The organism is Jeotgalibacillus alimentarius (genome assembly GCF_000829445.1).
In the GTDB taxonomy this organism is placed as follows: domain Bacteria; phylum Bacillota; class Bacilli; order Bacillales; family Jeotgalibacillaceae; genus Jeotgalibacillus; species Jeotgalibacillus alimentarius.
On record NZ_JXRQ01000015.1, the window covers coordinates 89,702 to 111,030 of the forward strand.

General features: G+C 44.0%; 21 protein-coding genes. 11 read left to right on the forward strand and 10 right to left on the reverse strand.

Annotation, left to right across the window (positions count from 1 at the left end; genetic code table 11):
* Positions 1–11: 11 nt before the first annotated feature.
* The 4 genes from hmpA (at position 12) to KP77_RS17785 (ending at position 2,187) form a co-directional block, all read left to right on the forward strand.
* Positions 12–1,217, forward strand: coding sequence for an NO-inducible flavohemoprotein (hmpA, locus tag KP77_RS04145; RefSeq protein WP_041121459.1), 1,206 nt, complete (start codon positions 12–14; stop codon positions 1,215–1,217).
* 298 nt (positions 1,218–1,515) lie between these two features.
* On the forward strand, positions 1,516–1,734 hold the full coding sequence (locus tag KP77_RS04150; RefSeq protein ID WP_041121460.1) for a DUF1659 domain-containing protein: 219 nt from the start codon (positions 1,516–1,518) through the stop codon (positions 1,732–1,734).
* 32 nt (positions 1,735–1,766) lie between these two features.
* The gene (locus KP77_RS04155; protein ID WP_041121461.1) at positions 1,767–1,988 is read left to right on the forward strand and encodes a DUF2922 domain-containing protein; all 222 of its coding nucleotides are present in this window, start codon (positions 1,767–1,769) and stop codon (positions 1,986–1,988) included.
* Positions 1,989–2,052: 64 nt separating this feature from the next.
* Positions 2,053–2,187 carry a YvrJ family protein gene (locus tag KP77_RS17785; RefSeq protein ID WP_084218580.1) on the forward strand — a complete coding sequence of 45 codons (135 nt, stop codon included), beginning with the start codon at positions 2,053–2,055 and terminating at the stop codon, positions 2,185–2,187.
* Between the two features lie 38 nt (positions 2,188–2,225).
* Here KP77_RS17785 and KP77_RS04160 read toward each other — a convergent pair whose 3' ends face one another.
* From KP77_RS04160 to KP77_RS04170, 3 genes are all read right to left on the reverse strand, one after another.
* Positions 2,226–2,414: a hypothetical protein gene (locus KP77_RS04160; RefSeq protein WP_041121462.1), complete on the reverse strand. Its 189-nt coding sequence runs from the start codon at positions 2,412–2,414 to the stop codon at positions 2,226–2,228.
* A gap of 91 nt (positions 2,415–2,505) precedes the next feature.
* Positions 2,506–4,875 carry a putative bifunctional diguanylate cyclase/phosphodiesterase gene (locus KP77_RS04165; protein WP_041121463.1) on the reverse strand — a complete coding sequence of 790 codons (2,370 nt, stop codon included), beginning with the start codon at positions 4,873–4,875 and terminating at the stop codon, positions 2,506–2,508.
* Positions 4,876–4,981: 106 nt separating this feature from the next.
* Positions 4,982–5,824: a putative RNA methyltransferase gene (locus KP77_RS04170; RefSeq protein ID WP_052473955.1), complete on the reverse strand. Its 843-nt coding sequence runs from the start codon at positions 5,822–5,824 to the stop codon at positions 4,982–4,984.
* A 133-nt stretch (positions 5,825–5,957) separates the two neighbouring features.
* Here KP77_RS04170 and KP77_RS04175 point away from each other — a divergent pair, with 133 nt between their 5' ends.
* The gene (locus tag KP77_RS04175) at positions 5,958–6,149 is read left to right on the forward strand and encodes a hypothetical protein (protein ID WP_041121464.1); all 192 of its coding nucleotides are present in this window, start codon (positions 5,958–5,960) and stop codon (positions 6,147–6,149) included.
* 289 nt (positions 6,150–6,438) lie between these two features.
* On the opposite strand, the gene KP77_RS04180 is transcribed toward KP77_RS04175, so the two are convergent.
* The 6 genes from KP77_RS04180 to KP77_RS04205 all read right to left on the reverse strand — a co-directional run bounded on the left by KP77_RS04180 (position 6,439) and on the right by KP77_RS04205 (position 11,985).
* Positions 6,439–7,479 (reverse strand): NAD(P)/FAD-dependent oxidoreductase, encoded by a 1,041-nt coding sequence (locus KP77_RS04180; protein WP_041121465.1) that lies wholly within the window; start codon positions 7,477–7,479, stop codon positions 6,439–6,441.
* A 243-nt stretch (positions 7,480–7,722) separates the two neighbouring features.
* Complete coding sequence (locus KP77_RS04185) at positions 7,723–8,691, reverse strand: phosphotransferase (RefSeq protein ID WP_041121466.1); 969 nt, start codon at positions 8,689–8,691, stop codon at positions 7,723–7,725.
* A gap of 97 nt (positions 8,692–8,788) precedes the next feature.
* Entirely contained in the window at positions 8,789–9,385 is a 597-nt protein-coding gene (locus KP77_RS17485; RefSeq protein ID WP_052473956.1) for a hypothetical protein, read from the reverse strand.
* Complete coding sequence (locus KP77_RS04195) at positions 9,382–9,588, reverse strand: helix-turn-helix transcriptional regulator (RefSeq protein ID WP_041121467.1); 207 nt, start codon at positions 9,586–9,588, stop codon at positions 9,382–9,384. The genes KP77_RS17485 and KP77_RS04195 overlap by 4 nt, the downstream gene beginning before the upstream one ends.
* Positions 9,589–9,891: 303 nt before the next feature.
* Entirely contained in the window at positions 9,892–10,503 is a 612-nt protein-coding gene (locus KP77_RS04200) for a flavin reductase family protein (protein WP_041121468.1), read from the reverse strand.
* Entirely contained in the window at positions 10,504–11,985 is a 1,482-nt protein-coding gene (locus tag KP77_RS04205; protein ID WP_041121469.1) for a glycoside hydrolase family 32 protein, read from the reverse strand.
* Positions 11,986–12,288: 303 nt separating this feature from the next.
* Between KP77_RS04205 and KP77_RS04210 the strand changes: the two genes are divergently transcribed.
* The 6 genes from KP77_RS04210 to KP77_RS04235 all read left to right on the forward strand — a co-directional run bounded on the left by KP77_RS04210 (position 12,289) and on the right by KP77_RS04235 (position 18,891).
* The gene (locus tag KP77_RS04210) at positions 12,289–13,269 is read left to right on the forward strand and encodes a nuclease-related domain-containing protein (protein WP_041121470.1); all 981 of its coding nucleotides are present in this window, start codon (positions 12,289–12,291) and stop codon (positions 13,267–13,269) included.
* 283 nt (positions 13,270–13,552) lie between these two features.
* Positions 13,553–13,936 carry a GntR family transcriptional regulator gene (locus KP77_RS04215; RefSeq protein WP_041121471.1) on the forward strand — a complete coding sequence of 128 codons (384 nt, stop codon included), beginning with the start codon at positions 13,553–13,555 and terminating at the stop codon, positions 13,934–13,936.
* Positions 13,933–14,838 carry an ABC transporter ATP-binding protein gene (locus KP77_RS04220; protein ID WP_041121472.1) on the forward strand — a complete coding sequence of 302 codons (906 nt, stop codon included), beginning with the start codon at positions 13,933–13,935 and terminating at the stop codon, positions 14,836–14,838. The genes KP77_RS04215 and KP77_RS04220 overlap by 4 nt, the downstream gene beginning before the upstream one ends.
* Positions 14,810–16,795 carry a DUF6449 domain-containing protein gene (locus tag KP77_RS04225; protein ID WP_041121473.1) on the forward strand — a complete coding sequence of 662 codons (1,986 nt, stop codon included), beginning with the start codon at positions 14,810–14,812 and terminating at the stop codon, positions 16,793–16,795. Before KP77_RS04220 ends, KP77_RS04225 begins: the two co-directional genes overlap by 29 nt.
* A gap of 72 nt (positions 16,796–16,867) precedes the next feature.
* The gene (locus KP77_RS04230; RefSeq protein ID WP_041121474.1) at positions 16,868–17,560 is read left to right on the forward strand and encodes an ABC transporter ATP-binding protein; all 693 of its coding nucleotides are present in this window, start codon (positions 16,868–16,870) and stop codon (positions 17,558–17,560) included.
* A complete protein-coding gene (locus KP77_RS04235) occupies positions 17,557–18,891 on the forward strand; it encodes an ABC transporter permease (protein ID WP_041121475.1) in 1,335 nt (444 codons plus the stop codon). The genes KP77_RS04230 and KP77_RS04235 overlap by 4 nt, the downstream gene beginning before the upstream one ends.
* 58 nt (positions 18,892–18,949) lie before the next feature.
* On the opposite strand, the gene KP77_RS04240 is transcribed toward KP77_RS04235, so the two are convergent.
* Positions 18,950–21,256 (reverse strand): bifunctional diguanylate cyclase/phosphodiesterase, encoded by a 2,307-nt coding sequence (locus tag KP77_RS04240; protein ID WP_041121476.1) that lies wholly within the window; start codon positions 21,254–21,256, stop codon positions 18,950–18,952.
* Positions 21,257–21,329: the final 73 nt, after the last annotated feature.

The window sequence follows — 21,329 nt, forward strand, 5'->3', positions numbered from 1 at the left end:
TGATTGATTACATGCTTTCTCAACAGACAATCGATACAGTTAAAGCCACAGTACCTGTTCTTGAGGTAAAAGGAACTGAAATCACGACGCGTTTTTACTCAATGCTATTTGAAGCGCACCCTGAATTACTAAATATTTTTAACCATGCGAATCAGAAACAGGGCCGCCAGCAGACAGCACTTGCTAATACCGTATACGCTGCCGCAGTGCATATCGATCAGCTTGAAGCGATTATTCCGGCTGTTAAAAAAATTGCACATAAGCACCGCAGCCTCGGCGTACTGCCTGAGCACTACCCAATTGTAGGAGAATATCTGCTGAAGGCGATCAAAGATGTGTTAGGCGATGCTGCCACAGACGACATTTTAACTGCATGGGGCGAAGCGTATGGCGTCATTGCTGATGCATTTATTTCTATTGAAAAAGATATGTACGACGATGCAGCTTCAGTTGAAGGCGGCTGGGAAGGCTTTAAAAACTTCACAATCGCTAAAAAAGAAGAAGAGAGTTCACTCATTACTTCTTTCTATCTGAAGCCTGCTGACGGAGAAAAACTTCCTGAATTTATGCCTGGACAGTACGTAACAGTGCGCACAAAAATTCCTGGTGATGAGTATATGCTGAACCGCCAATACAGCCTGTCGACTTCTTACACACCGGATTACTACAGAATTTCTGTTAAAAAAGAAGCTGAACAGGATCCGAACGGACGTGTTTCAACTTTCCTGCATGATGAGTTAAACGAAGGCGATACACTTGAACTAAGCGTTCCGGCCGGAGATTTCTTCTGTAATATTCATGATGAGCATCCACTGACACTCATCAGTGGTGGCGTAGGAATCACGCCAATGTACAGCATGCTGAAGTCAATCGCTGATAAAAACCCCGATCGTCCTGTGACATTCATTCATGCAGCGCGTAACCAGGACGTCCGCGCATTCGGCAATGATGTACAGGAAACCGTAGCCAGACTTTCAAACGGGAAGAGCTATATTGTCTACGAACAGGAAGGCCTTGATGGTGACTTTACAGGTTTCATTAACGCTGATGTACTGAAGCAGGCAGCCAACCTCGATGGCGAATTCTTCGTCTGTGGTCCGGTACCCTTCATGGAAGCTGTGATCCAGTCACTGACAGCAATCGGCATTCCGGCTGAAAAGATCAATTTTGAATTCTTCGGTCCGGCTATAGCTATTAAAACTGAACAGAATGCTTGATAGATTGAAAGCCCGGACAAGGATGTCCGGGCTTTTTGTGTATGGATTGCGCGTTTTATTGTGAGGGGGACGTGCTTTCGGATGGGTACAATGACGCAATCTCCGGAACCACCGCTAAAATTTTCTGAACGTCACGTGTCATTTTATGATCACCAGCAGAAATCTTCTGAACCACACCCGTAATCTCCTGAACACACACGATTATCTCCTGAACCCCATCCCCACAGAAAAAACTTCACCCCAGGGTATCCCTTTCCTCCCACACTTACGATCTAGTGAGTGAAAGGAGGTGATCAACATGGCAAACGTATCAGTGAAAAATGTCAGCATCCGACTACTGTTTGACGCAGGTCTGAACGGTGAAGGGAAAGCAGTAACAAAACGCAAGACATACAGCCGCATCCGTCTGAACGCAACACCTGAACAAATGTATAACACATCAGCAGCACTTGCTGTTCTCTCAAGCTATCAGCTTATTGAGATCGAAAGTGTCGAGTCCGGCAGAGTAACGCTTTAATCACCAACTAAAATCAGAAAGGAGATACACACATGGATAAAACACTAGAACTGATCTTCATCACATCTGAGGGCGGGAATACGACCCTGACAGTTGACTCGCCTATTGAACCTGTTGATCCTGCCGCTGTTCAGGCAGCTATGCAGACGGTCATTGATGAAAACCTTTTTCTTTCCACATCCGGCGCGCTGACTGGGATTAAAAGCGCACGAATCGTATCACGGGGCGTTGAAGCAGTAGATTTTGCAGTGTAAATAATAGAGGCGGTCAGCTCAGGCTGACCGCTTTTTAAAATCCGGCACAGAAAGGAATGAGGGAATGGAACAGTGGATTTCTTTTATCAGTGATGTCGGCTTTCCAATTATTGTGACGCTCTATCTGCTTCACAGAATTGAAGCCAAGCTCGAAGCAGTCATTGAGTCCATCCATGGACTGACTGAAGCAGCAAAATAAAAAACTGAGGCACTCGTAAAGTGAGTGTCTCAGTTTTTTTACTTTTCTTCTCTTTTTCTTCTTCTTAATTCAAAATACCACATCAGCATTGTGAAGAAGAATCCGAATAGAACGGATTGCACAGCATTTGGTCCCCAGTTAATCTGATCTGCTAACGCAAGATCCCACAGCATCGAGAACACAAAATAAATAACGGTATAAATTACAAAACGAATGACGATTGCCACAATTGACGCTCCTTTTCGAGTTACATACATAAGATAGTATTAGTATGACATATCTGAGTGAAAAATGCGTCTTTCATTTCGGATTGGCCTGTTACGCTTCAATGACTTCTCTTGTTGACATATATCCTTCAAAATCAACAGGGTTAAGCGGTCTTGAATAATAATACCCCTGGATGGAGTGACAGCCAAGCTTTTGCAAATGATGGACCTGTTCGATTGTCTCCACACCTTCAGCAATAATACTCAGTCCAAGATTTTCAGCCATTGACATAATAGCCGCGGCAACACCCGGATCAGTTTCGAGCTGCAGTGTGAAGGATCTGTCCATTTTCAGACTGTCTACATGCAGTTTATGCAGATAGCTTAAGGAGCTGTATCCGGTACCGAAATCATCAATACTTACTGTCACACCAAGCGTTCTCAGCTTTTGCAGCACACGGTTCACATACTCCTCCTGCTTCATGACAAGTCTTTCGGTAATTTCAAATTCCAGTAACTCTGCCGGTACTTCAAATGTTTTCATCAGACTGGTCACATACCCCAGGAATTCTTCCTGCAGCAGGGTATTCAATGAAATGTTAATAGACACCCTGCCTGTGAAAGTGCCATTCCTGTTCCATTCGCCGACCTGTTCACACACTGTATAGATAATGTGCTGTTCAAGCGGTACAATCAGCCCGCTTTCTTCAGCTAAAGGGATAAAAATTCCAGGAGGAACCATCCCTCTTTCTTTATTATCCCATCGCGCAAGTGCTTCAGCACCCTCGATTCTGCCGGTTCTCGAATCTACTTTCGGCTGGTAATAGACCATGAGTTCCTTTTCACCAATCGCATTTCTGAGCTCTGTCTCCATACCAAGGAGCATTCCGGCGTCTTCAGAGTAGGACTGATCAAATTCAACGAGCTGATTACCGCCCGCTTCCTTCGCTTTGTACATGGCAAGGTCAGCATATTGCAGTAACTCTTCAGCGTCCGATGTATGTTCACCAAATCTCGCGGACCCGATACTTGCTGTCATCATGACTTCTGTGCCTTCAACAGATAAGGGTTTATTAAAATCCGACAGCACATCACGGGCAGCCTTTTCTGCAAGTTCAGATTCACATACAATGAGAAATTCATCTCCGCCGAGCCTGACTGCTGTAGCATTATACTTACGGGCAATCTGACGTATTTGTCTTCCCGTTACTTTTAACAGCTGATCACCAAACGAATGACCGTATGTATCATTGATTCTCTTAAACCGGTCAAAATCCATCAGAATATAACTGAATGGAACATTAGATTCTATCAGCTGCTCTGACACTTTATTTAACTTCCTGCGGTTAGGCAGACGCGTCAGTTCATCATGATACGCCAGAAATTCCACACGGGACTCAGTCCGTTTCTTATCTGTAATGTCTTCTACAATGCCAAATGCACCAATCACCTGGCCATTGGTGATCGTCCGGATTGCGGTAATAGATACTTCAGAAAACCCGCGGTCTTTTCTCATCATTCTTGACTGAAGTCTTGGCATCGATCCGCTTAACACCTTTTTAAAATAGCGGACAACATTATGCTTTCTTTTCGTTTCAAACAGTTCTTCTATATTCATCCCACGCAATTCTTCATAAGAATACCCGCTCAATTTTATCGCTTCATTATTCACATCAATAATTCTCCCGTTGATATCCGTTGAAAAAACGGCTGCGGGATTATGATTGAATAGTGAGGTATAAACTTCAGTGCTTCTTAGATAGAGTTGATCACTGTAAAGATCAGGTACGACTTTTAATACCAGATTTGCAGCAATTACATATAAAAATGGCACAAGTGCGAGCGGAGTGCTGGCAGACGCTATCGTTGAAAAATCGAGAAGTGAGGTCAGCATAATATAAGGAGCACCTGCGAGTGCTGCCCCCGTCAAAATGCTACCAGCCACCTTCCATTTCCTCAGCGCACGGTCATAATTCTCATGTGTAATCTGCAGTAAGAAACGGTAAATTGATAAAGACATGCCGTAAATCATAAACAAAGACATCATCAGCAGAACCGGCTTCACGTCAATATATTCACTGAACAAAACGGCAAAGCCTGCTGAATTAGCGAATATCACACTCAGTGCAATCACACCACTCATCAGAAAATATCTCAGCGTGTTCTTTTTTACGACTGACTGGGCTGCCTTAAGTGCACCATAAGAGCCAATCACACACATGGTATAGTTGATGATCGAATAGGTAACATATGAAGCTACATCATGCGGTAAATCAATTGAAATTGAGACAAAAAAATGAGTCAGCCAGAATGTAAGTCCCAGCAGCATAGCATTTCTGATCAGAATCATCTCTTTATGTTTATCACTGGTGAACTTTACACGCCTGCTGAACTGTATAGCTAAAGTACTGCTGATGATTGAAAAGATAATTGTTAGCAGTACATACTCAATCTTAAAATGATAAAAAGCCAGCTGATCCATGATCTTACGCCCTCCATCTATTCCATATATCTATCATTTGATAATACTAAAGACCCAATATAGTTATTATACAAGGGTGACTATCATAATGGAAGGTTAGACAAAATCATTTTTTTCTGCCTATTAATATTTCTATATCCAGTGTCATCTCCGTCTGGCTCAATGCTTTAAAAGAAGCTGTTTTTTCAGGTGCTGCGTGCCAGCTGAGCGGTGTCATATCAACAAGTGCACTGATGGCCTTTTGATCGAGTACCTGCGTGACATAAACGGGTATTTTTTTCTCCACGTTAAAATGCTCGTAAAAAGCTGAAACTGTCTCATCATTCTTATACTGATCCCCAACATACTGCTTGCGCAGCTCTTTCAGGTAATCGGATCCGGGCACAACCTTAACCACTTCCCCATCTTCTTTTAACAACCGGGTAAATTCACGGTAATTCGCAGGAGACAGGATATTCAGAACGATATCCACAGACCCGCTCTCTACTGGCGTTTTTGCCAGATCCGCAGTCATCCAGATCGGTTCATCGTAATAACGTGCTGCTGTCTGAATACCGTCTTTTGCAAGGTCAATTCCAATCCCGGTAAAATCATTCAGCCCTTCTATCAGCTGCGCCAAGTGAGTCCCTTCTCCACAGCCAGCATCAAGAATGACGCCAGAATGACGGCTGCTTAAATGCGACATCACTTCATTCATCACAGGCTTGAAAAATCCAGCTTTGTTCATTAAAGTATGTCTGGCTTCAAACAACTCTTTTGTATATTTTGTTTTTATTGGTTTTGTTAACAGGTGGAGCGAACCATTCTTTGCGAAATCGAATCGATGGCTGTTCACACATATCATAGACAAAGACTGTTCTGTAAGCTGTTCACCGCATACCGGACAGAGCAAATGCGGGAATGTCTCCCTTACTTTTATTGCAGCTGTCTCTCTCTTCTTTAATTTCATTCCAAAACGCTCCGATCAATTTTTCTTAATCATAACAAAGTCACATCCCGCTGCATTCCGTCAAAATGTGACAAATGTTTGTCTTCATCGTAAACGGGTAAATGAAAAACAAAATCCTAAGGAGTGTTTTACAATGGAAAACAAGCATCAGGATTTCGGTGATAAGGTCAAGGGTGTATTGAATAAGATGACCGGCAAAGATGATCCAGACAATTATAACAATCATGAACATGATGATCCGCTACTGAAACATCAGCTTCATGAAGCTAAAACCAAAGGTCTTGTCAGAGACGATTCAGGTATTTCAAAAAACAATAGTATTTAACCCCGCACTGTCTGAGTCATACTCAGGCAGTTTTTTGTTGCAAACAGTCTTCAGACGAATAATTTCGCCCACAACCGCAATAGTTATTCACATACTTTATACACATATCCACTATTAAATACAGAATATGATGGAAAAAGGTTACTTATTATCCACATGTGGATGAATGGAATGTTCGTGTCTGCAGGGGTTTAGTGTGGATAACTGTGTTTAGCTTGGTTCTATGATACTCAGTACTCCTCATTTTTGAATAATAAAAAGCCGGGACATTGCAGCCCCGACTTTTTCATTATATCTGCTTAGCAAGTTCACGGTTCTTTTCTTTGAATACATCATTATGTGAAGATACCATTGCAGCAGACCCCGCATCCGGTGTAATATAGCGCTTCGCCTGATTCACTGCAATTGCAGCATCATGGAATGCTCCCATCAACAGGTTCAGCTTACCGTCATGCTTGGAGATATCTCCTGCTGCATATAGTCCCGGCACGCTCGATTCGCCGCCGGACTTTGTTTTAATAAAATATTCATCCACCATATTGATAGGAAGTTCACTATTTTTGATCAGTGATGCATCGATTTCATAGCCATGATTAATGATGACATCATCCACTTCCAACGAGCTTTGTTCGTTTGTAATACTGTGTGTCAGTTCAACGCGGTCAATTGCATCATGCGCTTCATTTGCGTGCAGCCTGGTAATCTGAGTGTTCAACAGGCACTCCGCCGTACTGCCCATCAGCTGGCCGATCTGGGATTCATGTCCTTTGAAGTTACAGCTTCGGTGCGTGATATATACCTTTTTTGCAATCGGCTCAAGTTCATTTGCCCAGTCGATCGCAGTATTGCCTCCGCCTGAGATCAGAACGGTCTTATTCTTGAATTTCTTCAGTGACTGAACTGTATAGTGAAGGTTCGTAACTTCAAAACGTTCCGCGCCTTCGATCTGAAGCTTCTGCGGATTCAAAATTCCACTTCCAACTGCTACAATAACAGTTTTTGAAGTATGTAAATTGCCATTTGCCGCTTTAATTTCAAAGTGACCGTTTTCATTTTTTGAGATTGTTTCAACCTTTTCATTCAGGTAGACAGAAGGGTTAAAAGTCAGTCCCTGCTCGATCATCTGTTCAACCATTTTAGCACCGGTCACAGGTGGCATACCGCCTGCATCCCAGATCATTTTTTCCGGATATACGTTAACTTTCCCGCCTAAATAAGGCTGGTATTCAAGAATTTTCGTTTTCATTCCGCGCAGACCGCTATAGAAAGCTGAATATAATCCGGCAGGGCCTCCGCCGATAATCGTAACGTCAAATAAATTTTTCTCCATGATTTTCACTCCTGATTTTCAACTTGAAATCTTCCGTGAACATTGATTTATAAGCAAATGATTCTCATTCTCATTTAAATTCTTTTTCATTCTATCACACCTCTCTAAGGAATTGCATTAAAAATTCGCTGAAAATCAGCCAATTAACAGAAAACACTGACACATATTATGTCTGCCGGGACATTTTTATTACTGATGAAATGTCCTTGAAAAACAGTAAAACTGCCGGGAAGCCCGGCAGTTTTACTGTTCCTCAAAATATTTAACATCGGATGCAAGCTGACCGAAAAAGTGATTCATATTCTGTCCGTTAATCCATGCGCGTCCCCAGACATCTTCATTCGCTGCAAGAATGCCCATGAACCAGATCCGGCGTGCAGCTACAAAATAAGGCAGTGCTTTTTTATCGTGCTCATTAATTTTCCGGACACTTTCATACCCGTTTAAAAATGAACGCCAGCACGTTTTTTCCTGCTGCGGATAATTGTTTTTCAGATTCCACCAGAAGACTGCGATATCATAGGCACGATACCCAATACCACAGCAGTCGTAGTCAAATGCTTCTAAATTGCCATCGTGTAAATGGAAGTTGAAGTTGTGAAAGTCCCCATGACAGAACCCATAGGAAAGCTCTTTATTTTCAGCCACTTCCTTTACCTTACTGACAGCTTCATGGAGCAGCGTCTCCTGTTCTTCAGTCAATGCATGACCGAGCCGCTTCATAATGATCGCAGCAGGTGCTTTTAACAGATGATTCACATTCAGTTCGTAACCTCTGCTGGTTGACGGCTTGAATTTGTCAGTCGCATTGTGCAGATTCGCAAGAGCACGGCCGATTCTGCCGCTGTTTTCTTCCGTAATCTCAGGGCGCTCTCCTTTTGAATAGGTGAACATCACGCCAAAACGTGTTCCTTCAGGCGCTTCAATTTTTGTCAGATGCTGCCCGTCCTTACGTTTTACCGGGATAGATGAGTGAATGCCCTCATGCTGAGCAAATTCAATGGCCTCAAGCTCAAATAAAATCGCATCCTCTTCCCGCCACCCTTTACGGTAGACACGGAAGATATAATTGTCTTCTACTGTTTTCAGCACGTACGTATCGTTCAGGCCGCGTGCTAAAAACAGGCATTCTGTCACTTCAGGCAGATCGTAATCATGAGACAGGTCTTGTATTGTTTTTTCCCCGATCAGTGAATGTTTAATGTGGATCATATAGACTCAATCCTTTCATTCGTAATACTTGTTTATTTCTCTGTAAAAGAAAAAAATCCTCCCTTTTTCAAAGTTATACTAGTTGTATGATGGACGCTTATTTCCTGTATTCTTTTATCCATACAATACCATATACAAGGGTGGGGATAATAATGGTACTTGCAAGGAGATATACCGGATATGCTGGCAGGAAACCGTAGATCAGGGGATAAAACATGCTCAGTACGAGAAGCAGTGGCACTAGGATTCCGATTGATTTGTAAGATGCTTTTGTCGCATCGCGGGTAATCTGTACTTCTCTTTCATCTGTCTCCTGAAACTCAGTCATCTTTGTCGCAAATACATTAAACGATACTGAACGGTCACGCGTGATAAAGCTGTAGATCATCCATGGAATCGTAAAGAGAAATAACAGCAGCCATGGAAGAGAATTCACTGTGACGCTGATCACATCTGCTTCGGTCTGACCGGTCTCATTATCAGTCACCTCCCGCACATCTTCAATCGTAATCCCCTCAGACCCAATATTGATTTCATTTGACCAGCTGACCGTTTTGCCAAGCACATCATCCAGCTCACGTGCTTCATATCCTTCAGTCAACTCCTGCATGGCATGCACCGTACTTCCAACTGTGACTGCTAACAGCACATAAAAAATTACACTGCATATCGTTTCAATTAATACTTTTCTCACTGCTCTTCCTCCTTCATAAAAATGGATTCCACTGCTTCCCCGAATACTTCTGCAATGTTCAGCGCCAGCAGCAGCGACGGCGTATAGCTGCCTTTTTCAAGTGATACAATTGTCTGCCTAGTGACACCGATTTTTTTAGCGAGGTCCCCCTGTGTGAGGCCGTGGCGTGCCCGGAGTTCCTTCACCCGATTTTTGATGGCCATTTGATCTCCTCCAATATATGTTAGTTAGATTGTAAAGTAGACTTGTCTTTTTGTAAAGTTGGTTTTACTTTTTTTAAAGGACTATGAATTGTGATGAGGTGGTTCGACGTATAACGCGTGGTGTTCGACGTATAACAGCTGTGGTTCGACACAAAACCAGTCATGTTCGACTTCTAAATTCAGATGTTCAACGTAATAACTGTTATGTTCGCCACTTCGGGTATATAGACCCATCCCCACACGTCGACTCATCTGCAACACAAAAAACCGGACAGCATCACGCTCCCCGGCCTCACTCAAACACTATTTAGGTCTCTCCAATGAAAACATCTCACCAAGCTTCGCATAATAACTCCCGGCCAACCTGCTCACAGCGCCAAGTCCTTCAGGATCAATGCGTCCCTTCTCATAGATCGATTCAGCAATATGAAACCGCACAATTCTGCCGATCAAAAGATCCGTCGACGGAACTCCATCCTGACCGCCAAGCGGAATATGCTGCTCCAGGACGCATTCCATTCTGAACCTGGACTCTTCAAGCCCGGGTACGCTGATCACATCACTTTTCACAGGCGTCAGCCCAGCCAGATCAACTTCACTTTCATCAGCCGGCAGACTCGCTGACGTCATATTTACCTTATCCACATTGCTTTCATCCACAATGTGGACAACAAATTCCCCTTTAAACACTGCGTTCCGCGCCGTATCCTTCTGCTCGCCTGCTTTTCGCTGAACAGACACTGAGATCAGCGGCGGGTCGGCGGATACAATATTAAAATAACTAAACGGGGCTGCATTGAGCACACCCGATTCAGATTCAGTCGTTACAAATGCAATTGGACGCGGGATGATCCCGCCTGTTAACAGCTTGTAGTTGTCGCGTTCGGATTGGTTATCGGGATTAATAGATCGCATCTACATTCCTCCTTTTGGTGAAAAAGCTGAATGAAGCTCCCACTTCTCAAGACGCTCAATTACAGCCTCACCATCCGCTTCAAACTCAATGTCATCTGACTTTTCTCCAGGATAAATACGTGCCGTCATCACAGCTTCACCATCATTTATAAAAATCTCTGCCGAGGACTGATCAAGGAACAGGTGGAATGTTAAAAGATCATTGTCTGCCTTCACCTTTACTGTTCTCGTCCCGCTCACGCCGGCGCCTGACTTTGTCCGGTCCAATGTGACTGCTCCGTCCTGCTTCACCCATGACAGAACCGTTCTCTCTCCGTTTCCACATCTGAATTTTATATGAAAAGCATTTGCATTCTGTATATTCACTTCAACTTTCATTTCAAGACATGTTCCATTAATTGAATCAAACGTTCGTTTAGCTGAAACGGCTTCATTTTCATACTGTACTGCTTCTTTCCTCAGTTCAGCAAGCTCCGGCAGCGGCTGGACAAGCAGCCTGTCCCCGTCCGGCAAAAGAACTCTTGGAATCGTCATCGCCCCGCTAAAGCCATGCTCCTGCGTCGGCATCTGACTCTCCCACATATCCATCCAGCCGATCATCACACGCCTGCCCTCAGGATCTTCAAGCGTCTGAGGCGCATAAAAGTCAAAGCCGGCATCAAGCATCTGGAAATCTCCGTGTGCAAACGTACCCGTCTCATAATCCAGCTTACCCAGCACATACACCGCCTGATGCAGGTTATGAAACTTCTCCCCCTCAGGCTTCACGCCCTGTGGCGACATGACAAGCACGTCATGATCCCCTAAATGAAAGAAGTCGGGACATTCCCACATGAAGCCGCCGTTCTCATCCTTTTTCGCAGATACCGCCATAAACGTCCAGTTCAGTAAATCATCCGACTTATACAGCAGCACCTGCCCCTGGTGATCCTTCGTCCGCGATCCCAGCACACAATAATATGTACCATTATGCTCCCACACCTTTGGATCCCTGAAATGGTAAGGATGAATATCCCCCTGGGGTGCTTCCTGAATCACAGGCTCCTTGCGTTTTGTAAAATGAATGCCGTCACTGCTCTCAGCAATCATCTGTACCTGCTTAAGATCAGTATCATGATCCGGCCCTGTCCATACATTCCCCGTATACATCGCGACCAGCTTCCCGTTCACCTCAATCGCACTGCCCGAAAAACAACCATCCGCATCATCTTCCGTACTCGGCGCAAGCGCCACAGGCAGATGCTCCCAGTGCACCAGATCACGGCTCACCGTATGACCCCAATGCATCGGTCCCCACTCCGGCGAAAATGGATGGTGCTGATAAAACAAGTGATATTCCCCATTAAAATACGAAAAACCATTCGGGTCATTCATCCAATACGCCCGCGGCGCCACGTGAAACCGCGGATACCACTTGTGCGCCTGCACCCGTGGCTCCATCTCCTGAATCGACGCCTCCGCAACCTGAATCTCCTTCTCCATCTCGTCACCTGCTTTCGGATTGTTAAGTGTATTTTAGCATTTAGTGGGATGGTGGTGGGAAATTGGGGGTTGTGGGGGGTTCGCTCTTCAACATCGGATGTTCGGCATATAACACACGGGGTTCGACGCTTAGCATAGTTTCTTCGCCACTCACCACACGGGGTTCGACGTTCAAAACAAAACTTCAACACTCAGGGTATATTGACCTACCCAGCCAGCCTCGTTTTTTTCAAAAAATCTCGTGTAATTGCATTCTTATTCGTATATGATAGTTAAAACTAAATAGATTTGGAGGAAATATCATTGATCTTTTATGACAGAAAACCCTCAATCCGTGCACATGCCTACGAACTCCTCTCAAGACATTTGCCCGAGAACCTACCTGCCAGAACAACCCTTCTCAAAGACGCCTCTATCATCCGAGCAGGTGAATTTGGCGAAAAACGAGTCGACCAACTACTCTCTCCTTTTGCATCTGATGAATGCCTGATTGGTTTCAATCTCATTTTTCCGTTTGATGGTGAGACAATTCAAATTGATCATCTACTCTTAACTCCCTCTTTTGCATTGACAATTGAAACAAAACATTTAAAAGGACACATCCTGCTAGATCTTGAAAACGAACAGATGTACCGCCACGAACCTGATGGCTCCATTTTCACCTCTACTCACCCATCCCTTCAGACAGAACGCCACCGCAAAGGTTTACTGCAGCTCTTCAAAAAAATGAACATCGACCTTCCTATCTACTCATTAATTACATTTACACATCAAAACGTTCATTTAGAGGCGGTCGGTACTCATACCGTTCTTCCCAAAGAAATATGCCGGATTGAAAGATTAACCATGAAATTGAGAGAACTATGCGAATCAGACCTGCCCCCGAAAATGACTCCTGATCAGTTACTCCACGTGTCTCAAACCCTGAAGACCTATACGGTAAACGAAAAGATTTATAATACACTCGAGCGACTCAATCTGTCTTATAGCCAGTTGATCCCTGGTGTCTGGTGCCACCAATGCGCTGAACTGTCATGCATCTGGACCGGACGGCGTTTTAGATGTTTGGTTTGCAGAGAGCCTAACGATGAGACTTATCAGGATACACTGTTTGTCTACCTTACTTTTGTGTCTGATTCTATTGCGAATAAACAGGCTCGAATGATGTTAAAACTAGCGCGCCCGGGCACCGCCAGAATATTGATGCTTAGAGCCGGACTGGAACCATTTTATAAAACAAGCAAGAGGTTTTACCGAATGAACAAGCCATTTCGCGCCAATTAATTGGCGCTTTTTTGATGAGTCTATATACCCGAAGTGGCGAACCTTTACCACTGAGTGTCGAACCGGATGGATTAAACGCCGAATATGACATCTCAAACGTCGAACACCAGAGACTTACTCTCGAACACCACCAGTTTTACGCCGAACCCCCGTAACCAAACCCCCAGTTTCCCAACTGCATCAACCGCAAAAAATAATTACAAAAAATAGTATTGACCATCCGTACCAACCGTATTACAATTAGTAGTACAGGTAATACACTAATATTTGGAGGAGGGTGCGGATGTTTACGTTGGATACGCGCAGCCGGGTGCCGATTTATGAGCAGCTGATGGATCAGTTGAAGACACTGATGATCAAGGATTTGCTGCAGCAGGATGAGCAGTTGCCTTCGGTCAGGAATCTGGCGCAGGAATTGACGATTAATCCGAATACGATACAGAAGGCTTACCGCGAGCTTGAGCGCGAAGGATTCATTTATTCCGTTCCTGGAAAAGGCAGCTTTGTGGCGCCATTGCAGAATGATGGAAATGGGGAGAGATTGGAGATGCTGAGACAGGATTTAGAAAAAATTGTGAGCGAATTTTTGTTTCTTGGCGGGTCGAAGGATGATCTGATCAGTCTGATTCAAAAAATTGAAGTTGGTGAAAAGGAGGGTGAAAAATGATACAGGCGTCCGCAGTTAATAAACGGTTTGACGATCTGCAGGCTGTTGAAGATCTCACACTCCATGTGAAAAAAGGTTCGATCTATGGACTTCTTGGTTCGAATGGCGCCGGTAAAACGACACTGCTCAAGATCCTTGCTGGTATCTACAGATATGACAGCGGTGAAGTGAAAATCGCTGACAAACCGGTGTTTGAGACACCTGATACGAAACAGCACGTGTTGTTTATACCTGATCAGCCGCACTTTTTGCACCAGACTTCTCTGAATGATATGGCCGGTTTTTATAAAGAAGTGTATACACGCTGGAACGAAAAAAGATTTCAGCAGCTGACAAAGCATTTCAGAATGAATCCGGATAAGAAGCTGACGCGTATGTCAAAAGGGATGCAGCGGCAGGCTTCATTTATACTGACGCTCTCTGCAATGCCGGATGTGCTGATTTTGGATGAGCCGTTTGACGGATTGGATCCGGTGGTGCGCCAGCAGATGAAAAATGCGATATTGCAGGATGTAGCTGATCGCGGGCTGACGCTGATTGTGTCTTCACACAACCTGCGCGAGATGGAAGACTTCTGTGATTACGTTGGGATTATGCATAACGGCGGACTTTTATTTGAACGGGATCTGGATGAACTGAAAACTGATATTCATAAGCTTCAGATCGCATTTAAGCAGCTGCCCGAAAAGGATGCATTCCTGAGCGGACTTGATGTGCTGCATTATGAAAAGCGCGGCAGTGTGCTGCTGATTATCGTAAAAGGACGCGAGGAAGAGATTCTTCCTTATGTTCAGAGTTTTAATCCGGCGATCTTTGATTTACTGCCGTTAACACTTGAAGAAATCTTTATTTATGAGCTGGGAGGTGTAGGCTATGAAATCCGGAATCTTATTGTGGAATAAGGGGCTGTTCAGACAGCAGCTGAGATCGGTTACGTGGATTGGCGTATTTTTAGCCATTGCACTGGCAGTTATGCTGCCGCTCAGTATGTTTATCCGGGAGATGACACTTCGCAATGATCAGTATTACGCCGGGTTCGCCGATTACGAAGGCATTCTCAATCCGCTGACGGAATTTTCAATTGCGTTCCAATTGATCGCATTTTGTTCATTCCCTGTCCTGATTGGGATTATCCTGCTGAACTTTATGACGAATAAATCAGCAACCGATTTCTTTCACAGTCTCCCATTTAAAAGAGGAACGATCTTAACAAATGTGTATGTAACGGGTGCTGTGACATTATTTGTTCCACTCGTCATTACAGGCATACTCATTGCCATTCTGTATCCCTTCCTGACTGATCAGTTTTATGCGATCACTGATATTTTCAGCTGGATCGGATTATCTTACCTGATTATGCTGTTTATGTTCATTCTGACGGTTACGATCGGGGTGTTTGTCGGGAATGCACTGCTGCACGGGGCACTGACATATACAGTCATTGTGGTTCCTGCTCTGATCATTCTGCTGATTCTGACAAACCTTCAGTACTATGTTACGGGACTTGCGCTAAGTGCTTATACAGAAACGCTGCTGACAAACGGTATTTTCTTTGGACGTCTGATTGAACTGACACAGACTCCATTCACTTTGACGGAGTACCTTGTATACACGCTGATCGCTGCAGTGCTGGTGGCGCTGTCTTATCTGGCTTATGCGAAGCGGCCTTCTGAGGCGACAGACCAGACGATTGTATTCTCTTTCGTGAGATACGTATTCTTATACAGTCTGACACTGTTTGTGATGCTGATCTTCGGCTTTTATTTTACCGAGATTCAACAGGGCAATATGGTGTGGACGATCGTTGGTTATGTGCTTGGTGCGTTTATCGCCTACACGATTTTGCAGATGATCCTGCAGAAAACATTGCGCCTGTCTTGGCCATGGAAAGGATTTGTTGTATACGGTGTGGTGGTGACTTTACTGCTTGTGCCGATCAATCTTGTGGCAGGTTTTTATGAAGATAAAGTGCCTTCAGCAGGTGAAGTGGCGTCAGTTGAGATTCATAGTCCTAACTCACGCAACAGTATCTGGTGGGACTTAGAAGAAACTGCAGACCCTTCTTTAACAGACCCTGAAGCGATTGAAATGGTAACATCCATTCACCGCGATATGATTGATCATGAATACAATATGCGTGATGACTGGAGCCCGGTGATGATTAACTATACGCTTGAGGATGGCAGTACACTGTCTCGGGAATATGATGTCAATCATGCCTACCTTAAGGACGTGACGGCTGATCTCAGAAGCACGCAGGACTTTAAAGAAACGTATGATCCTGTCTATATTGCTTCAAGAAGCGATAAGCTAAACTATATGATGTTTTACTCGAATCATAACAGTGAACCTGTGAGAATTGCTGATCCGGATGAGATGGAGAGTCTGATCAATGCAATGAAGGCTGACCTTGAAACAATGCCTTCAGAAGAGCTCGCAGTGAATTGGCAGCAACAGACTGCAGGTGAGGTCCAGTTCTCTATGCAGCTGCCTTATGACTTATATATAGGGATTACGACTGAACACACAAACACGATTGAATGGTTCAAGGAGCAAGGCTACGAAGATGCACTGTTCCTCTCTGAAAATATCGAATCTGTAACCGTTGCAAAGTCTGATGGTGACGAGTTCAATATGACGACAGATGCGATCGTATATGAACAACGGATGACACCTGAAGATCTGAATGTGCCAACGATTGAGATTACTGATTCTGAACAAATTCAGGAGCTGTTCGAGATCAATTCCGGCCAGCGATACGGAGATTATATCGTGTTCTTCCGTATGAGCGACGGCTACAGTTTCGTCAGCTTTGATGAGGCTGATGCCCCAGACTTCATCACAAGCCAGTTCGACTAATTGAATGCAAGGGATCTGTTTTTTAGGGTCCCTTCTTTCTTTTTGCCAAAAATAAGAAAAAGGAGTGTTAATATGATCGAAATTAACCAGTTGAGCCATCAGTTCGTGCTCGGTAAAAAGGGCCAGCAGTCCCGTCTTGATGTACTGAAGAATATCTCACTGCATGTAGCTCAAGGAGGAATCGTATCAATTGTCGGCCGAAGCGGATCAGGGAAATCAACATTATTGAATCTGATCAGCGGCTTTATCCGCCCTACTGAAGGAGAAATTGTCATTCTTGATGAAAAGGTCAGCGAGTTTACAGAAGAGGAATTTGCTGAATTCCGTCTTAAGAATATGGGCTTTATCTTTCAGAGCTTCCAGTTGATCCCAAGTATGACGGCGTATGAAAACATTGAGCTTCCGCTGATTTTAAAAGGGATGTCTGAACAGGCCAGAAAGCAGATGACACTTGAAATGATGAAAACAGTAGGCCTTGAAAACTTTAAGGATCATTATCCAAGTGAGCTTTCAGGCGGACAGCAGCAGCGCGTCAGTATTGCGAGGGCACTTGTGCTTGAGCCGCCTCTCATATTAGCGGATGAGCCGACAGGAAGTCTGGACAGTGAAACGGAAGCGGATCTGCTAGCTTTTATAAAGAAGCTGAATAAAGAACGCGGGATCACGTTCGTCATTATCACCCACGATGATGAAGTAGCGAAAATTGGTGACCGGACCATTGAAATTGCTGATGGAGAACTTGTCCGAAACGGGGTGTTCGCATGAAGCTGAAAGACCAGTTTCGTTTTATCAGGCAGAATATGAAGAAAAATAAAATGCGCGTATTTATGACGATTCTCGCTTCTGCGATGAGTGTTGCATTCCTGATCGTTCTTGCGTCGGTTGCATTCGGCCTTCACGATACAGTCATTAAAGATACCATTGAATCCCCGGAGGTAACACAGATTGAAGTAGCCGGAAAAGACGCCGGGAATGGCAATGCGGAGAGCCTGACCAACCAGAATATAACTGAGATTGAAGCGCTTGAAGGTGTCAATGCAGTCACCCGCGCTAAGCAAGTTAAACAGGAAACGCGCTACGTGACTGATGGTTATGAAATTTACTCTCAGACGTTCCAGAGCCACTTCCCTTCAATGAAAAATGCAGGAATTGAGTTAAAAGAAGGTTCTTTCCCTGAAACAAAAGATGAAGTAGCGGTAGGTTATCATTTTGCGCTGAATCTGATGAAGGATGATGTGGATCCTGAAGAAGTTGAATATGGCGAGGACGGTCAGCTTTTACCAGAGTATCGCTTTACAGGTGATATCATCGGTCAGACTTTCGATCTTGAATTTAAAAGAATGGAAGACGGTGAAGAAATAACAGAAACAGTACCTGTGACGGTGACAGGAGTACTTGAACAGCCGGGCCGGGAATGGTACTGGGATCAGAACGTCTATATCACAGATGAAAAACTGGCTGAGCTCGAAGGCATCACCGGAACATCAAAAGCGATGCTGACTGACCCGGGAGAAGCTGAAGAGGATACCGGATACGACACTGCCACTGTCTATGCAGATGATCTTGAAGCGGTTAAAAGCGTGATGACCTCCCTTGAAGATCAAGGATATTATGTGTATTCTATCGTAAGCGAAATGGGTCAGATCAATACACTGTTCAATATTGCAAAGGCCGGACTGATTTTCATTGGAACCATTGCAATACTGATCGCATCGATCGGAATCTTTAATACAATGACAATGGCAGTTACAGAACGCGCACCGGATATTGGAATTATGAAAGCAATTGGGGCAAGCCCGAAAGTGATCAAACGGATTTTCCTGCTTGAGAGTACGTATATCGGACTGATCGGGGCAATCATTGGAATTGCGGTATCTTATATAATCAGTATTGGTGTGAACCTGGCACTGCCAATGATTCTTGAAACAGTGTTTGAGGAAGAGCTGCCTGCCGGATTACAGTTCTCCTCTATTCCGTTCACCTTAGTGCTGATCGCTGTTGTGATCTGTCTCGGTGTGACGATGCTGTCAGGTTTAAGACCTGCAAAGCGTGCGACTGAGATTGATGTACTGAAGGCTATGCGCAGAGAAGTTTAACCTATTAAAAACAGAGCCGGGATCATCATCCGCGGCTCTGTTTTTCTTATTAATCCATCTACCCTCTGAAGTCAGCTGCTGCCTCACGCCAGGCGGCTTCCTGTTCAAGTAAAAGTGCAACCTGCTCAGGCTTCATGGGTCTGCCGAAATAAAATCCCTGAATATCTGAAGAACTGTTGCCCTTAATAAAAGCAGCCTGCTCAGCCGTTTCCACACCTTCTGTAATGATATGCATACCAATTCCCTCGAGAACTTGATAGAGTCCTTTCAGCAGCTTCGAATCAAATTCTTCTGATGGTACGTGTGTGATAAATGAGCGGTCAATTTTCACAACATTAACCGGCATATTTCTCAGATTAAACAGTGTAGACGTCCCTACGCCAAAATCATCAAGCGCCACTCTGACGTTCTTCTTTCTCAGTTCTGCTGCAAATTCCACAATCTCTCCATCGAAAAAGAAAATATCACTCTCTGTAATTTCAATTTGCAGCTGCTCAGGCGGAAATTGATATTTTTCGAGCAGGTCATCAAGCTTTTTCAGGAAACGCTCCTTGTTTTTCATCTGCATTTTAGAGACATTTACAGCTACCCCAACGTGTGTGTGCCCACTTCTATGCCACTTTGCTGTCTGATCAATGCTCTGTTCGAGTACCCATTCACCAATGTCACTGATGAAGTTTCCGTTCTCAGCGATTGGAATAAAAATGTTAGGCGGAATTCTTCCTTTTACAGGATGATCCCACCTGATTAGCGCTTCAACACCAATCATGCGGTTTTTTGATCCTGTATAAACCGGCTGGTAATCCAGGTACAGCTCATTATTTTTAAGTGCAAACTTCAGATCGTTTTCAAGCATCAGGATGTTTTTATAATCCAGATCACCTGCAAGGTCATGGTAGTGGACCAGCTGGTTTTTCCCTTTTCGTTTTGCTTCATACATCGCGATATCAGCTGCCTGAAGCACTTCATCGAATGTAGCACCGTCCTCCGGATAATTGGCAACGCCTACACTTGAAGTTACAAATGTTTTAATTTCATTCAGGATATAATTCTGCTTTAATTCTCTGATCATTTCATTGGCGCGTTCTTCAAGGTAATCCGGACCTGAGGTCTGCATCAGCATCAAAAATTCATCTCCGCCCATTCTCGCAATGACTTCGCTTTCTGAGCTTTTAAAATGACTTAATCTATCTGCGACTTTTTTCAACAGGGCATCACCCATTTTATGTCCAAGGGAATCATTAATCCTTTTAAATCCATCCAGATCAAAAAACAGAAAAGCAATATTCGTATCAGCTGAATCTTTTAAGCGCTGGAATTCATCGATAATTCCATAGCGGTTCAGCATACCCGTTAACTGATCATGTCTGGCCATATTTGAGATCTCGCTGTGTGATTGTTCAGCTGAATCCAGCATGCCGTTAATGGATTTCCCCAGTGCATGAATTTCATCCCCATTATGATTCTTCCATTGCACTCTCGCACTGATATCACGCTTGCTGCGAATCTGATTTAACTGTTTTGATAGTGAAGTCACTCTTGAAATCATCAGCCGGTCAAGCATGATAAAGAGGACAACAGCGATTACCGTCATTAACACAACTAAGGACATAACAAACTTAGTAATCACATCTCTTTTAGAAAGATAATAACTGCGCGGTTTATCGATCGTCAGGAGCATGTTTACATTTCTTTCAGAGCCTCTGACAGCCATTTGTCCCTCGAGACGATCCTCACTGACAGTTCTGACCGCTCTGTTTTGTTCGATTGATCCGTTTATTACTGTGGCGTCAAGTTCCAGTGATAGGTCGTATCCAAGACGCTTGACATAATTACTGCTAATATCCCTTGCAATAATCAGTTTTCCGGCAGACTGTCCGACACCTGAAGTCGGCAGCACTCTTTGTACAGATACAATAAAAAATGAATCATTCATACCGATTAAATAATTATTCAGCGAGGGAGCGAGACCCGAAAATTGCTCTGTAAGCAATGCAGCTTCTTTTGTCAGTCCATAACTGCGGTCCAGCAGAAGCTCCCCCTCATTATTAATCGCCATCATCCGCCAGATTCTATTATTCATAAAAGTATTTTCATCAATATTGGCAGGTGTAAATTCAGGGTTTTCACCGCGCACAAAATCATACGTCTCATCCCATTGCGCCCAGTCCTGATTCAGACTCGTCAGCAGCTCCTGCTCAAGACGGATCGCATTACTGATCCTATCCATATCTCTTAACATACTTTCTTCATCCATTGCCAGAGCATCAGCCAGCAGCATTGGCCTGATAAAAGTGGTCAGCAGTATCAAAAAAAGAAACATGCTCCCCCCGATTACCCATAATGTCTGTTTTTGCAGCTTCATATCCCTCACCCCCCCATTCATCAGGTCTTTCGAAATAGTTCTTTGTATTTATTTTACGGGATGTGGATATTTA

What these genes read in the sequence shown, in the direction of transcription:
- KP77_RS04240 (WP_041121476.1), bottom strand. Translation starts at nt 21,256, where the DNA reads ATGAAGCTGCAAAAACAGACATTATGGGTAATCGGGGGGAGCATGTTT.
- KP77_RS04205 (WP_041121469.1), bottom strand. Translation starts at nt 11,985, where the DNA reads ATGGAGAAGGAGATTCAGGTTGCGGAGGCGTCGATTCAGGAGATGGAG.
- KP77_RS04235 (WP_041121475.1), top strand. Translation starts at nt 17,557, where the DNA reads ATGAAGCTGAAAGACCAGTTTCGTTTTATCAGGCAGAATATGAAGAAA.
- KP77_RS04165 (WP_041121463.1), bottom strand. Translation starts at nt 4,875, where the DNA reads ATGGATCAGCTGGCTTTTTATCATTTTAAGATTGAGTATGTACTGCTA.
- KP77_RS04195 (WP_041121467.1), bottom strand. Translation starts at nt 9,588, where the DNA reads ATGGCCATCAAAAATCGGGTGAAGGAACTCCGGGCACGCCACGGCCTC.
- KP77_RS04215 (WP_041121471.1), top strand. Translation starts at nt 13,553, where the DNA reads ATGTTTACGTTGGATACGCGCAGCCGGGTGCCGATTTATGAGCAGCTG.
- KP77_RS04155 (WP_041121461.1), top strand. Translation starts at nt 1,767, where the DNA reads ATGGATAAAACACTAGAACTGATCTTCATCACATCTGAGGGCGGGAAT.
- KP77_RS04230 (WP_041121474.1), top strand. Translation starts at nt 16,868, where the DNA reads ATGATCGAAATTAACCAGTTGAGCCATCAGTTCGTGCTCGGTAAAAAG.
- KP77_RS04225 (WP_041121473.1), top strand. Translation starts at nt 14,810, where the DNA reads ATGAAATCCGGAATCTTATTGTGGAATAAGGGGCTGTTCAGACAGCAG.
- KP77_RS04150 (WP_041121460.1), top strand. Translation starts at nt 1,516, where the DNA reads ATGGCAAACGTATCAGTGAAAAATGTCAGCATCCGACTACTGTTTGAC.
- KP77_RS04220 (WP_041121472.1), top strand. Translation starts at nt 13,933, where the DNA reads ATGATACAGGCGTCCGCAGTTAATAAACGGTTTGACGATCTGCAGGCT.
- KP77_RS04180 (WP_041121465.1), bottom strand. Translation starts at nt 7,479, where the DNA reads ATGGAGAAAAATTTATTTGACGTTACGATTATCGGCGGAGGCCCTGCC.
- KP77_RS04200 (WP_041121468.1), bottom strand. Translation starts at nt 10,503, where the DNA reads ATGCGATCTATTAATCCCGATAACCAATCCGAACGCGACAACTACAAG.
- hmpA (WP_041121459.1), top strand. Translation starts at nt 12, where the DNA reads ATGCTTTCTCAACAGACAATCGATACAGTTAAAGCCACAGTACCTGTT.
- KP77_RS04185 (WP_041121466.1), bottom strand. Translation starts at nt 8,691, where the DNA reads ATGATCCACATTAAACATTCACTGATCGGGGAAAAAACAATACAAGAC.
- KP77_RS04170 (WP_052473955.1), bottom strand. Translation starts at nt 5,824, where the DNA reads ATGAAATTAAAGAAGAGAGAGACAGCTGCAATAAAAGTAAGGGAGACA.
- KP77_RS04175 (WP_041121464.1), top strand. Translation starts at nt 5,958, where the DNA reads ATGGAAAACAAGCATCAGGATTTCGGTGATAAGGTCAAGGGTGTATTG.
- KP77_RS17785 (WP_084218580.1), top strand. Translation starts at nt 2,053, where the DNA reads ATGGAACAGTGGATTTCTTTTATCAGTGATGTCGGCTTTCCAATTATT.